11 protein-coding genes and 1 pseudogene are annotated in these 15,224 nt (G+C 37.8%); all 12 read right to left on the bottom strand.

Annotated elements, in window-relative coordinates:
• Positions 1 to 16 precede the first annotated feature (16 nt).
• Positions 17 to 790: an alpha/beta hydrolase gene (locus N7548_RS02705; protein ID WP_263607883.1), complete on the bottom strand. Its 774-nt coding sequence runs from the start codon at positions 788 to 790 to the stop codon at positions 17 to 19.
• Positions 777 to 3,740 carry a DNA polymerase III subunit alpha gene (locus N7548_RS02700; protein ID WP_263607882.1) on the bottom strand — a complete coding sequence of 988 codons (2,964 nt, stop codon included), beginning with the start codon at positions 3,738 to 3,740 and terminating at the stop codon, positions 777 to 779. Before N7548_RS02700 ends, N7548_RS02705 begins: the two co-directional genes overlap by 14 nt.
• A 31-nt stretch (positions 3,741 to 3,771) precedes the next feature.
• A complete protein-coding gene (locus N7548_RS02695; protein WP_263607881.1) occupies positions 3,772 to 5,130 on the bottom strand; it encodes a hypothetical protein in 1,359 nt (452 codons plus the stop codon).
• Positions 5,131 to 5,210: 80 nt separating this feature from the next.
• A complete protein-coding gene (locus tag N7548_RS02690) occupies positions 5,211 to 7,040 on the bottom strand; it encodes an ABC transporter ATP-binding protein (RefSeq protein ID WP_263607880.1) in 1,830 nt (609 codons plus the stop codon).
• Positions 7,037 to 8,848 (bottom strand): ABC transporter ATP-binding protein, encoded by a 1,812-nt coding sequence (locus N7548_RS02685; protein WP_263607879.1) that lies wholly within the window; start codon positions 8,846 to 8,848, stop codon positions 7,037 to 7,039. The genes N7548_RS02690 and N7548_RS02685 overlap by 4 nt, the downstream gene beginning before the upstream one ends.
• A 93-nt stretch (positions 8,849 to 8,941) precedes the next feature.
• Positions 8,942 to 9,910 carry a hypothetical protein gene (locus N7548_RS02680; protein WP_263607878.1) on the bottom strand — a complete coding sequence of 323 codons (969 nt, stop codon included), beginning with the start codon at positions 9,908 to 9,910 and terminating at the stop codon, positions 8,942 to 8,944.
• 36 nt (positions 9,911 to 9,946) lie between these two features.
• Positions 9,947 to 10,090, bottom strand: a pseudogene (locus tag N7548_RS08945) (helix-turn-helix domain-containing protein); the annotation flags it as partial.
• A 190-nt stretch (positions 10,091 to 10,280) separates the two neighbouring features.
• Positions 10,281 to 10,907: an endonuclease III gene (gene nth / locus N7548_RS02675; protein ID WP_263607877.1), complete on the bottom strand. Its 627-nt coding sequence runs from the start codon at positions 10,905 to 10,907 to the stop codon at positions 10,281 to 10,283.
• Entirely contained in the window at positions 10,904 to 11,524 is a 621-nt protein-coding gene (locus N7548_RS02670; protein WP_263607875.1) for a DnaD domain protein, read from the bottom strand. Before N7548_RS02670 ends, nth begins: the two co-directional genes overlap by 4 nt.
• 3 nt (positions 11,525 to 11,527) lie before the next feature.
• Positions 11,528 to 12,193 (bottom strand): ribonuclease III, encoded by a 666-nt coding sequence (gene rnc / locus N7548_RS02665; RefSeq protein ID WP_263607874.1) that lies wholly within the window; start codon positions 12,191 to 12,193, stop codon positions 11,528 to 11,530.
• Positions 12,180 to 13,199 (bottom strand): phosphate acyltransferase PlsX, encoded by a 1,020-nt coding sequence (plsX, locus tag N7548_RS02660; RefSeq protein WP_263607873.1) that lies wholly within the window; start codon positions 13,197 to 13,199, stop codon positions 12,180 to 12,182. Before plsX ends, rnc begins: the two co-directional genes overlap by 14 nt.
• A gap of 78 nt (positions 13,200 to 13,277) precedes the next feature.
• Positions 13,278 to 15,224, bottom strand: a complete 1,947-nt coding sequence (locus N7548_RS02655) for an ATP-dependent DNA helicase RecG (RefSeq protein ID WP_263607872.1) — start codon at positions 15,222 to 15,224, stop codon at positions 13,278 to 13,280.

Here is a 15,224-nt window from a genome sequence, read left to right as displayed (position 1 = left end):
TAGCTCGACGGCTACGCTATTTTTTTAGTCTGAAATCCAAGAAGGAAATGGCTAAGTTAAACCAAGTTTGGTTGTGTTTATGGATGGCTTCGTAAGCAGCTGGGTTAGAACGATATGCATCAGTAACCACAGTTTGGGTACCCAAGGATAATCCATGAACCCCACTGTGGTACAAATGACAGTCCACCATTACCCCATGATTTCTCAAGGCTTGCATGAAAAACAAGCTGTTTTCGACTTTAACAGATTGGTCATCCATCGTGTGAAATAAGAACGTTTCAGGTGTTAAATTGGTGACGTGATTTTCCAGTGAGAAGCGTTGTCTGTTATCCTCAGTAATCTCACCATAAAGACGTTCAATCGAATCCTCATGGGCAAATCCAACTTTTCCTGTAATTACTGGATATGCTAAAATCATGGCTTTAGGTTGAATGAGTCCAGGGTATTGATGGTGAAATACGCCTAGGCTTGCCATGTAGTGTCCCCCACTGGAGAACCCACAAAGAATGAATGCATTTAAATCAATCGGATAGGTTGAATCGGATGTAATCACTTGAACGAATGAAGCCAATTCATCGACCGTATCTGGGTATTGTAAAAGCGTTTCTCGATAATAAATGATCCCTGCGTGATAGCCTTTTTCATTAAATGCTTTCGCAATCGGTTCTGCTTCTCTTGGAGATGTCCTTTGATAACCGCCACCTGGGGCGATTAAAACAAAGGGTCTTTTTTGATCATCGATGAAATGAAACGAGATGTAATTATCGGTGTTCAGCTTAAGGTTTTGCATCAGGGATGTTCTCCGTTCGAATGAGAATGTATTTTTTACCATCGTACTGATTGGGTTCGATGGTTAAAATGAGTGGGTCTTTTTGGCTTAGCATCGATCCATACTTCGCATACACTTCAGGAAATACGGTGACATCTAAAGTGGTTTGTCCATCAGATACCTCGATGAATGCCATGTCTTTACCTTGTTTGGTTTGAATGACTTTTATACGTTTTACCAAACCAATGGTGCGAACTGTATGGTCAATATCAGAGAGCGGTTTGAGTTGATGTTGTTTCATCAAATCTTCATAGATCGAGACCGGTGTGATGGATAAATTGAAGCCCAATGCGGCTTTTTCCTTTTCGATTAAGACATCATTTGGGTATTCATCAAAGGTTTTCATCACGATATCAGAGACAAACAGCTCATAATCTTTATGAATCATTTGACGATTTTCATACAATGTATGTTTGTTTAATCCGAAGACATCGAGTGCACCGGAGAAAATCAAAGCTTCGATGATTTTATCGTTAAGGTCATTTGATAATCGTTTTTTAAAGTCATCAAAATCCTTAAATGGGCCTTGTTGTCTTTCTTCAACAATTTTAGTGACGGTTTGAGTGCCAATATTTTTTATCGCGATCAGGGGATAAATGATCCCTTGGTCGGTCAAGATAAACTCAAAAGCTGAGACTTGGATATTGGGTTTCAATACTTTTATGCCCTTTTCTTTGAGCTTTCCAATATAGTCAACCACTTGGTCTGTATTGCTCGCGATTGAAGTCAGTAAAACCGTCATAAATGCGTCAAAATGGTGTGCCTTGAGATAAGCCATTTGATAGGCTACCATCGCGTAAGCGACTGAGTGACTGCGATTAAAACCATAGAGAGCAAACTTCAAAATATAATCATAAATCTTGATAGCTAAAGCCTCTGATTTGTGATTGTTAACAGCTTTTTGAATGAATTTGACACGTTCATTTTCGAGGATGTCTTTATCTTTTTTGGAGACCCCACGTCTGAGTAGATCCGCTTCTGCGAGCGTATAATTCGCGAATTTAGACGCGATTTTCATGATTTGTTCTTGGTAAATGATGATCCCATAGGTTGGGGCTAAGATGTCTTTGAGTTCTTCATCGATGTAGTCAAATTTTTGACCCGCACGACGTTCAATGTACACATCGATGTTGTCCATCGGACCTGGTCTAAACAATGCCAATATCGCAACCAAGTCTTCAAATTGATTGGGTTTGAGTTTTGTTAAGACACGTTTCATACCTATCGATTCGAGTTGAAACACACCTACTGTATCGGCGCGTGACAATAGTTCGAAAGTCTTGGTGTCATTGAGTGGGAGATTATACAAATCGAGTTTGATGTTTTTTTGTTCAATCAAACCGAGGGTTTCTTTGATGATTTGAAGGTTTCGAATGCCTAAAAAATCGATTTTTAATAAACCCATTTTTTCCAAATCTTCTGCTTCAAGCTGAGATTGATACAACTCAGAAGAACCGCTTTGTAGTGGGATGATGCGTGATAAATCGACTGAAGATAAAATGATGCCTGCGGCGTGAGTGCCTGTATGTCTTGGGAGACCTTCAATGGCTTGTGCAAGTTTAAGGATATGTAGTGTTTTAGGGTCGGTAATTTCATAAGCTTCTGTCGCGAGTTTCACAGTACGATTGGTATCGGCTACTGAAAGACCTTGGGTTCGACAGATGTCTCTAATGGAACTTTTAACTTGAAAAGTACCAAAGGTTGTAATAGAAACCACATGGTGTTTGCCATATTTGGCTTGAACATATCGGATGACATCGTCTCGTTTGTTGTCTGGAAAGTCTAAATCGATATCTGGCATGCTGATGCGTTCTGGGTTTAAAAAGCGTTCAAATAACAAATCATATTTGATCGGGTCCACATCGGTGATACCCAAGGCAAAAGATACCAAAGACCCCGCAGCTGAACCTCTCCCTGGACCAACCATGATACCTTCTTTTTTGGCATATTTGACAAAATCCCAAACGACCAAAAAGTAGTTGTTATATCCCATTTTATCGATCACAGATAATTCATATTGAAGGCGTTCTTTATAGACTTCTGGGTGTTTTAACGGTTGTTTCTTATGTCTAATCGATAAGCCGACTTCACAAAGGTCTTGGAGATAGGCTTTCGAAGATATTCCCGGTTCGAGTGGGTTTGGTAGTTTAAATGTCACCTTTTCTGGGACGAAATCTATCTTCGAAAATACCGATTCGACGGTATTAAACACACTGGTATATTCGCTAAAACTTTGTTTGAGTTGTTCAAAACTTGGTAGACTAAAATCGCCTTCGTCGTAACGAACGCGTTCACTGTGTTCAATTTTAATCAATGCATCATACGCTTCTACTTCATCTAAATAGTTGGCTTGATGTAGCGGTAACATATCGATTTTGTATTCATTAGATAACGCCTTAATCGTAGGTGCAACCTCAATTTCCATTTTGAGGGTTTGAACCATTAAACCCAAGTAAAACTGTTTGAGTAAATAACGGTACGATTCAATTCTTCTTCTCGCATCGTTCAAATCCTTCTTTAAAATGGCTTGATCGATGTCAGATGCGTATCCAGCACTGATGAAAATAAGGTCTTCTTGGTATTTGATGAGGTCATTCATATCGACTGCTTTTTGTTTTGAGAGTTGTAATAAACTCGATAAAATGATGAGGTTTTGATGTCCTTTTTGGGTGGTAGCGTAAGCGTAAATGGTGGTGGCTTGTTCTAAATGAATAATACTAAGACGCATACCTAAGATGCGTTTAAGGTCTGTGGGTACGGAAAAAAACTTATAGCTCGCGTATAAGTTATTATCATCGGATAAAAATACCGTGTCGTAGCCACGATGTTTGAGGTCTTCAAACAAGGTTTCTAACCGAATGGTACTATTCAATAAACTGTATTCACTTTGAAGGCCAATACAACCCTTCATACCATCACATCCTATTACCTAGTATAACATACTAAGTTGTTCTTTTTTTCCAAAACCAAATGAATCCACCACCCGTTATACCCAAAAACAGTAAACCAATCACAATCGTAGTCCATAGTGTTTGTTGATTGGTTTCACCTTGGACGGTTACAGTACGGGTAAAGATGGCGTGATTCCCATAGATATCTGAACAGAGGTATACCACCTCATAGATGCCTGATTTCATCTGTACATTAGAATCATAAACCATGATGTTGACATCAAATGGATGATTAATTTGGATACCTGTCATCAAATCATACGCTTCATTCAATTCGATAACTAGGGGCTCAAAGATGAGTTCCGGTTGTTTTTTATATGTCACATACAGTGTCACTAAGTGACTGGTTTTTAATCCTGCTTCATCTGTGATTTCAAACAGCGCTTCATAAAAACCCACGGTTGTAAGATCTAAATCGGTAGTTATTTGAACATCATCGACGGTTAAATGACTGTAATTATCTTTGACTTTTAATATCAAGTCCTTTAATTCATAGGGTTCATTCCATGACAAGGTAACCTGATTCGATAACAACACCAAATCTGGTGGGGTTCGGTCTTCGATGGTAAGGGTTGTTTCAATTTGGTTCATATTTCCACTTGAATCATAAACCTCGATGGTGATTGGATAATTACCTAATCGTGTATAATCCACATATTCATCGTGAATCCATATAGAAACAAACGCGTCATAGTTATCTTTCATCAAGAAATAATCGGATAACTCAAATACGCTATTGGGGTCTAAAATGAGGGGTTTTATTTGTGTAATCATCGGTGCGTAATAGTCCCGTACTCTGACATAAGTCATGGCTTGTGTTGTATTCCCAGAGGTATCTGATAACGTAAACATGACAGGATATAAACCCACTTGATTAAGGTTGACTGCATTACTATCGATGGATAAAATGAGTTGATTGACTGGGGTGTAGTTATCTTCATAACGAACACCCAAGGTATAATTCACCGAAGTCGCGTATACCGGTATTTCAAACATAGGTAATGCGCTGAATGTAGGTGCGATTTGATCGATTACCTTAAAAGTGATGGTTTGAATCGAGGTGATTCGGTATTTGGGGGAGTAAACTTTGAAGTCGATTCGATAGGTTTTTACCACATGTGTTTGAATCACCGATTGATAGGTATAATTAACCCCATTCCGTTCATAGTAAATATTGGGGTCTTCGTTTGGGGGATTGAGGGTTGCGTAAGGCATCTGTACATAGGGTTCTAATGGGTCCCCTAGTGGGATGTTGATTTCCGTGTTATACCAGGTAAAAAAGGCCGTATTGGCCTGTAATTTGATTTGAAAAATCATCCAAACACTTAATAAAATCCAACATTTTTTCATTCAATTGATCACCATTCAATACATACCAACATCTAAGCTAAAAAAAGAAAAAGCCAAGTCTAAATGACTCGGCTTGATCGTTATAATGCTTTTTCCATCTTTTCTTGTTGTTCTGTTAAAAATTGACGTTTATACAATTCAAAATAGGCACCGCGTTTTTCAAGTAGGGTACGGTGATCCCCTTGTTCAATGATTTTTCCACCCGATAGATAAACGATGAGGTCACTCTTCACAATCGTGGACAAACGGTGTGCAACGATGAATGAGGTTCTTCCCTTCAATAGTTGATCGGTGGCTTGTTGAATGATTTGTTCGGATTCCGAGTCAATCGATGAGGTTGCTTCATCGAGGATGAGCAATCGTGGGTCTGCGAGAATGGCTCTTGCAAAACTGATCAGTTGTTTTTGACCAGTGGATAGCTTGTTACCACCTTCACCAACTTCACTGAGATAGCCTTTATCCAATTGTGAGATGAATTCATCCGCACCAATCGCTTTGGCAGCTTCAATCACTTGTTCATCTGTCGCATCTAAACGGCCATAACGGATGTTTTCCATGATGGTACCAGAGAATAAGTGAGGGGTTTGTAATACATAACCCAAGCGCTTATGGAGCCAATGCATACTGCGTTCTTTATAGTTGACACCATCGATGAGGATTTCCCCTTGTTTCGGTTCATAGAAACGCGATAACAAGTTAATGATGGTGGTTTTACCGGAACCGGTATGACCTACCAACGCTACTGATGTGCCCTTTTTAACCTTTAAATTAAAGTTTTGAAGGATGATTTCATTTTCCAAATAATGGAAGGTTACATCTTTAAACTCGACATCCCCTTCAATCGGTTCCCATTGATCGTATTTCGGGTTTAACAAATCCCCATATTTTTCAACCACTTCTGGACTATCCGTAATTTCAGGTTTTGTTTCAATCAATTGAATGACACGTTCAGCACTCGCTTGGGCTTGTTGGAACTGAGCCAAAATACGCGAGATTTGCATGATGGGTTCGAAGAATCGAACCGAATATTCGATAAATGCATACAGTGTACCGACAGAGATGGCCAATTTAAGTACTTCATTACCACCTTGTACAGACACGAACGCAATCACGATGTATGAAATCAACAACATGATTGGACTAAATATCGATTGGAAAAACACAGCTTTAACGTTCGCACGTCTCAATAAGCCTGTTTTCGCATTGAATTCATCGTAGTTTTCAGCTTCAATGGCCAAACTCTTGGTGGTTTTCGCCCCCATAAAAGATTCGTTATAAGACGCAGTCACTTGTGAGTTAATCTTTCTCGCTTCACGGTAATGAACGAGTATTCTCTTTCTAAAATACCACGCAACCAGCGCCATCACAGGAATCGCTGTGGTGACAATTAAGGCTAAGCGCCACTCTAAAACGAACATGACGATTAAAATGGTCACCATGACCACAAAACTCCACAATAAGTCCACCACACCCCAAGAGATGACGTTGGCTAGTTTGCGTGAGTCTGATGTCATACGCGCCATGATCCAACCCTGAGGGGTTTTATCAAAATACGCAAATGGCAAGCGTTGTAAGGTTTCAAACGATTGTTTTCTAAGTTCATAGTTTACCGCAACTTCGATTTTACCGGCTTGATAGATGAATCCCCAAACCGAAAGACCAAAACCTAAAGCAACCAAAAAGTTTAAGATAACAAATGGTACTAATGTACTAAATTCTTTTTCTCTAAAGAATACGTCGATGGCATAACGGTTTAACAATGGCGTTACCGCATCTAATAATGACAAGATCACAACGAACATCACCATTAAGAAGACATTCTTTTTGGATTTAAAAACCGTTTCAATGATTTTTTTCCAAGTTTTTAAATTGACCTTTTCGGTCTGGAAATCTTGTTCTTCGTAGTTCATGATTTCGCCTCCTCTATTAATTTCATAAATTCGGCTTCTAGTTCACCTTGGATTTTCCATAGTTTTTGATATAAACCTGGTTTATCTTTCAAGGATGCGTGTGTTCCAATATCAGAGACAGTACCATTTTCCAGCACAACAATCAAATCCGCTTCTTTCGCAGTGGTGATTCTGTGCGTAATGATGATGGTCGTTGAAGACGAACCTTTGTCTTTTAACGCACTTCTAATCATCATATCGGTTTCTGTATCTACCGCAGATAATGAGTCATCAAAGACCAAGATTGGTTTATCCGCAACCAAGATTCTCGCAATCGCGACACGTTGTTTTTGACCGCCTGATAACGTGGTTCCACGTTCACCCACGACGGTATCGTAACCTTTTTCAAAGGTATGAATGTCTTTTTCAATCGCCGCGATTTGGGCTGCTTTATAGACATTGCCTTTTTCGGTTCTAGGGTTGGATATCGCAATATTTTCATAGACTGTTTTAGAAAATAAGAATGGATCTTGTAAAACAATACCCATGTGTTTTCTCAAATGGTGTTTTTCGATGTCTTTAATAGAAACCCCATCGATGTAGATATCCCCATCAGTGGTTTCTAACATTCTTGATAATAGATTGATGACGGTGGTCTTACCTGAACCAGTTCTACCAATGATCGCTACAGTTTGACCTGGACGAACGTGGAAACTGACCCCATTCAATAAATTGTTTTTGCCATCTGCGAATTTAAAATGAACATCTCTAAATTCAATTTCACCCTTAATTTCAGGGGTTAATGTACCATTGATGTTGAATTCGCTCGGTTTTTCTAGAAGCTCATAAATTCTTTGGGTCGCAACCAAAGCACGCCCAAAGTCACCAATCATTCTACCAAGACCTCTAATCGGCCAAATGAGCATCCCTAAAAGCATCAGAACTGCAATGATTTGCCCACCGGTAATGACGATGTTTTCTCTAACAAAGATGACCCCAATTAAAATGGTCACCAAGTATTGTGTAACTGCGATCATATCTGAAAATCCCCAGTACCTGGACGAAATGGTTTGGAGATGTAAGAAATGATCACTATAATTTTTGTTTTCCTTTTCGAGTTTATCAATCTCGAATTTCTCGTTTGCAAAAGCTCTAACGATACGCGCACCGCTTAGGTTTTCTTGAATCACGGTCATCATTTTAGCTTCAGATTCTTCAATCACTTTGAACGATTTATCGACTTTTTTAAAGTACCAAATCGAGGTTGCAGCAGATATTGGAACCATACCTAAAGCAATCAAGACCATGGTTGGGCTGATGGCGTAGATTTGGATCGCTCCAAATGTGATGGTCGCCATCAGTCTAAAGAACTCCGGTAAGCGGTTAGCTAAGAAGTTACTCATGGCTTCAATATCTGAAGTGACTCTTTGTACGAGATCACCTGTATCTGCATTGTTGTGAAAACTGTAATCTAAAGATTGGATATGATTGTAAAGGCGGTCTCTTAATTTTTTCGAAACCCCTTCGGAAAAACGCCCTTGGGCATATTCCTCAACGAATAACATGGAAAATCTCATCGCTTGATAAAACACCATGGTAGTCGCGACAATCAAAATGATTTGAATGACGTCACTGCCTTGTTCAAAAATATCGGTGACGAATGTTGGAAAGTTTGCAGTAGAGGTGCCAACATCTAACATATCAATGATATATTGAGTGAACAACGGTACGTAGGAATAGGTAAAACGATTAAACATAACAACAAGAATGATGATGACTAAAAAGATGTATAATCCTTTAGCGGTTTTTAATAATTTGATTAATCGCATATAATGCCCTCCTTCCGTCCAATTATTAAGTATACTTAATGAATTGAACGATGTCAACGCCTCCGGGCATTTTTTTGTATAATAATGGCTAAACTAAAAGATTTCTAGGTTTTTTTGAATATTGTTAAGGTGTGCATTTGCCAACTTCATCGCGACGGTACAATCCTTGTATCTGTGCGCATCGGTTAAGAAATCAATATAATATTTTGAAGCAATCTCAATCACACTGCTGTGAAAAAACAATTTAGACTGATTGCCGATAATCCCTTTTAAATAAATGTCAGATTGTTTAGTCACATAATAAGCCTTCAAATACCCCTTATAGAATGCCTCAATCGGTGAATCATACGCATGATCTACAAGTTTTTCAACATAGGCTTTTGCTAGGTTCTCCTGTTTCATTTCATGGTGATACAGCGCGAACAATAAATCAAACCTATCAATACCTGTAAATGGTTCTAAAGATTGCTTGAGTAAACTCAGTTTTTGACAAAGGAATAACTGAAGTAATTGTGCATGTTGATGTTCGATGTGATGATCAAAACTAAGTAAATCTTTAAAAAATCTTTCATCCATAATATATGCACAATATTTTATGTATTCCATTCTTTTTTCAGTTGATTTACCATATAAATTGTATGTTAAGTACATCTTTTGTAGGTTATGAAATATTTTACTCACATAATGTTCATTTTTAGAACAAAGAGATAACTTAAACAGTTGTTCATGTAGCCATAGATTGATTTTTACATGTACGAACTCTTTTCTAATGATGATTTTAAGTAAATCCGCTGCTTTGAAATAGTCATCGGTCTGATAGTAATATTCCGACACAATTAGTAGAAATATCGCAACCTCTATGGGCTTCATGGTATCGATAGCTGTGATCAATGCAGTAATATGTTGTTCTGATTTACCATAGTATCCAAGCTTAATGTTTACTGCCAAATCTATGATTTTACTTTGGAAATCATCCCTTGTTTCGGTGATTGGTTTAAAAGATATATTTGGATCTCCCAAATCCAAAAGATAATCTAATAAATCTTCATACCACTTATTCATATCTTGAGACGTTTGAAAAATGGTTTCGTTAATGTCTAAATCATCAAGTATCCCTTTAATGTGATTAAGATTCGCCCTGATTTGATCGTTTTCAATTTTACTAATGAATGAGAGGGATACCCCTGCCTTTTCTGATACTTCACTAAGTGTCTTGTTTTGTTCCTTTCGTTTTAATTTAATGGTCGCCCCAATTTTAATATTGGGTTCTTCGTCTTTAAAAAGCTTCTTGTTGGCCTTATCGACCAGTTTTAAGTGATTAATACAAATTCATTCCTTTCCTTTTTATAAAATTTCCAGAAATAATATTATCACATGTTGAAAGAAATAAGAAATATTTTTTTGACAAAAAAAAGTAATTTCTAGAATGAAATCACTTTTGCTTATCTTTGTATTTACAATCGTCTATCAATGGACACGATTGACATTTTGGGTTCTTTGCTAAACAATGATATCTGCCAAAAAATATCATTTGGTGATGTACTTTTAACCAATGTTCTTTAGGGATTTTCCGATTGAGTTTTTTCTCAATTTCCAATACATTATCTGTAGCTTTCGCTAAACCTAGTCGAACAGAAATTCTCGCAACATGGGTATCTACTGCCAGTGCAGGAATACCAAATGCATTCGATATGACCACATTGGTCGTTTTTCGACCAACACCTGGAAGGGATTCTAATTGTTCACGTTCATGTGGTACTTCACCTTGATACTTGTCAACAAGTTCTTTACTGAGCGCGATGATATTTTTAGCTTTGTTATGATAGAGTCCTATCGTCTTAATGATATTTTCGACATCAGATAATTGTGCTTCCGACAATGCAATTGGATTGGGGTAATTTGCAAACAGTTGCTCGGTCACTTTGTTTACGGCTTTGTCTGTCGTCTGCGCTGACAACACAACCGCAATCAATAGTTCAAACGGATTAGAATAATTGAGTTCAGCTTTCGCATCTGGAAACATTTGATTGAGCGTATCGAGAAAATGGGTTATATTCACTTGATACCTCGAATTAATTTGTCGATGGCCGCTTTTTTCTTATCATCTAATTCGCTCGGTTTTAGATCATCACTACGAAGTACACGGTCTATATATGAGACAGTTTTCTTATGATGGTTTAACGTAACTTGAATGGCATTCTCGATTTGAGGCTTGGTAAAACTTTCAGTGAACCATTCCTTTACCATCTCTAAATCGAAAGCGGACAATGCTCGACCAAAAGCCTTCTCAATCGCTTGAATAATATAAACGATATCACTTTCGTTTTTTGACTCTTTTTGTTGGTTCATTTCAGCTTCAAAAATAGATTTAATCTTATCAAATAGTGGTTCTAGCGTAAATACTTCTTTTTCTTTGCCATCCGCCTTCAATTCAAGTTCAGTCGTGATGAATCCGCGTTTAATGAGGTCAGTAAACAAGTCACCTGTATTTGAAACACTATCATTGATGGTTTTGGATAAAGCAGTAATGGATACTGTGTTTTTCTTTTTTTCAATCAATGAGGATAATGCTGATAACAAAATAACCTCTTCAGATTTAAGTCCAAGACGTTGTTGTTCTTTTAATAATAGTTTGTGGATGTTGAGATAACCATCTTCGATTAATCGACGAAACATAGTTTACTCCTTTGCGAGAATGTTGAGCGCTTCTCTCGCTGCATTTTGTTCTGCTTCTTTTTTGGTTCGTCCAACACCAACCCCTAGGATGATGTCATCCATTCTGACAGAGACAGTAAAAACACGGTCATGGGATGGACCACTTTGGTTTTCCATATGGTATGCAATATTTCTTCTATCGGTTTGAACCAACTCTTGTAGTGTAGATTTATAGTCTTTAATATAAACTTCATCCAGGTATGGAATGACCACGCGATAAAATAAATCTTTAACTACTTCAAAACCTTGATCCAAAAATACCGCACCAAAAATAGCCTCAAAAGCATCTGCTATAATCGATGGATTCAAACGTCCATTGGATAATTCTCCGCCTTTACCCAAATGTAATTCTTGGGCAAGGTTGATCTTTTTTGCATAATGATTAAGGGCTTCTTCACAGACCAGTTGGGCACGTTTTTTAGACATTTCGCCTTCTGATGGGATACCTTTGTGGAAAAGGTAATCACCCATTAAAAGACCGATAACGGCATCGCCTAAAAACTCTAGGCGTTCGTTATCTGGACTATTGTGCTCGTTTGCATAAGACGCATGCGTGAGTGCTTGCGTTAATAATTGTTTGTTCGTCAGCTCAATACCGAGCTTATGTTCTAGCGTACTAATTGGAATCACTGCTTTCTTCTATAATAATGTCTTTCAGAGCTACTTCGACTTTTTCTACGACTTGATTGGATACAAATTGACGTGCTTGTCTAATGGCGTTCATAAATGCGTGTGCGTTACTTGAACCGTGTGCTTTGATGACTGGTGCTTTAATTCCAAAAATCATAGCACCACCAATTTCTGAAGCATCCATACGTTTTTGGAAACGTTTGAGATTTTTCTTCATGAATAGGTAACCAATTTTTCCCATGAAGGAAGATTTGATTTCTTCTTTCAACATGTTGCCCATGCCTTTAGCAGTACCTTCCATGGTCTTCATTAAGACGTTACCGGTATAGCCATCGGTAAGCACGATATTCGCTTCTGTCGTTAAAATTTCTTTACCTTCAATATTGCCTAAGAAGTTAATCTGTGGATTTTCTTTCAATAATTTAAAAGTTTCTTTTTCAAGGTCTCGGCCTTTACCTTCTTCAGTACCAATGTTCATTAGAGCAACCGTTGGTTTATCTACACCAAGGTATTCTCTGGAAACGACGGTAGCATATAACGCCAATTCTAACATGTGTTCTGGACGCAACTCAATGTTCGCCCCGACGTCTAAAAGGATTCTACCTTTTTGGTCAACCGACGGGATGATCGGGGCTAAAGCCACGCGATGCATCTTTTCCATACGTTTAATGACTAAGTGTGCACCCACAATGAGTGCTTGTGTTGGACCAGCAGAAACGACTGCACTGGTTTCCCCATTCTTCGCTGAATAGAGCGCTTTTACCATAGATGAATCGCGGTTATTACGAATCGCTTTAACCGGATCTTTTTCACCCATGGAGATGATTTCAGTGGTATGGACAACCGTAACTCTTTCTTGGTGTTTTAAAAGAGATTTGATGGATGGTTCATCCCCAAATAATACAAGTTCAATATCTGGATATGCTTCTAATGCAAGATCGCATCCTTTAACAATTTCAATTGGAGCATTGTCGCCGCCCATCGCGTCTATCGCAATTTTAATCATGAGTTTTCCTCCCATTTTATCTCATTATAGCATTTACCCTCTTTTTATAAAAGAGAATGTTTTTAAGTTCAAATCAATTTAATCTAGTTTGTATACTTTTCTAAAGGTTTGATTGATACGTTCATTTTTTAATATCCATAACGCAGCTTCTTTAACTTTTAGGAATAAATCAAAATCTGTCCCAATATCTGCATATTCAAATCGAATCAATCCACTTTGTCTTACACCAAGAAATTCACCTGGTCCACGTTTCGATAAATCATATTCAGATAAAAGAAAACCGTCGTTTGTTTTCGAAAAGAAGGATAATCTTTCAATATCAGATTCATCGGATATGACATAACAATGGCTTTGAAGGTCGTTTCTACCAACACGCCCCCTTAATTGGTGAAGTTGGCTTAATCCAAAATACTCTCCATCAAAAATCACCATCATGGTTGCGAGAGGCATATCGATACCGACTTCTACCACAGTTGTAGAAACTAGAATAGCTCCTTTGGATTCATAGAATTTCTGAATAACATCGTTTTTTTCTTGAGTAGATAATTTGCCGTGTAACATAAACACATCATAATTTGCAAAAGTAGCTTGAACACGTTCATACAAACCGATGACATTTTCACCACGTTCTAAAGAGTCAATTGATGGTGCAATGAAGAATGCTTGATGTCCTAAATCAAGTTCTTTTTTCACATGTTCAAACACCGCGTGTTCTTGTGATTTTTGGAAATATCTGGTTTGAATTTCTTTACGTCCTTGTGGTTTTTCTTTGATGATGGATACATCCATATCACCAAATAAGACGATTGCTAAAGTTCTAGGAATTGGCGTTGCAGTCAAATAAACCGCATCTGCAATACCTTTGTTTTTCAAAGATTCTCTGGTCTCAACACCAAAGCGATGTTGTTCGTCAATGATGACAAAACCCAAGTCATGAAATAATACATCATCTGTCACTAAAGCGTGTGTACCAATGACTAAATCAATATCACCACGGAGAATTTGTGCTTTTAATAAAGCCTTATTCTTCGTTGATCCTGTGAGTAAAGCGACGTTCAAATCTTTGAACATGGACTTAAAATATTGATAGTGTTGTTCTGCTAGTATTTCAGTTGGCGCCATGAGTGCACTTTGATAGCCTGCTGTTTTCGCACCCATAATCCCTATCGCGACCACAATGGTCTTACCAGAACCAACATCCCCTTGTATCAAACGTTTGGTTGGATATGGTTTTTTAAAGTCTCTAAATATATCGTTCACCGCATCTTTTTGATCTTGGGTTAACGCGTATGGAATTGTTTCGATGAATGCTTTGACTTTATCTAATTGATATTGCTTGATGGGTTTAGAATCATTTTCTAATAATAATCTTTGAGACATCATCTTGTATTGGAAGAGTAACGCCTCTTCATACTTCAATCGATAATAAGCTTGTTGGATGTCTTCATCCGAATTTGGAAAATGTATTTTTTGGACAAGCGATTGTCGTGAAATTAATCCTTCATCTTGAATGAGTTTGTTTGGCAAAGTTTCATATATATCGACCAAGCCTTGATCTAATATGGTTTTAATGATTTTTGAAACTACAGAATCATAGATAGGGTCTAGATTATAGATAGGCTTAAATGAACTGGTTAACGGTTTTAATAAAACTGCACTTGCGGTAATCAGTTTTTTCTTTTTCTCGAAGCGACCTTTGACCGTGATGGATAGATTTTCCGTCAATGCTTCTTTTAAATATTCTCTTCTAAAAGCAACCACTTTAATCTTTTCGTTATCGACCAATAAGTGAAAATGAATAGATTTAAGATTACCCCTATGATTCACAAGTTTGGGTAAATCGATGACTAAACCTGTCACAGTAACTTCGGTTTTGTCTACAGCCAACAACAAAGAATCCTCTTCAAAGGATTGATACTTAGCAGGGAATTTCATCAAAAGATCATAAGCGGAATAAATCCCATGTGCATGAAATTGTAGTTCAAGTGCCTTACCGACACCTTTGATATCGATGATTCTCGTCAA

It is taken from the genome of Paracholeplasma manati (assembly GCF_025742995.1).
Taxonomy (GTDB): Bacteria; Bacillota_I; Bacilli_A; order Acholeplasmatales; family UBA5453; genus Paracholeplasma; species Paracholeplasma manati.
This window is presented reverse-complemented; position numbering and strand designations above follow the sequence as displayed.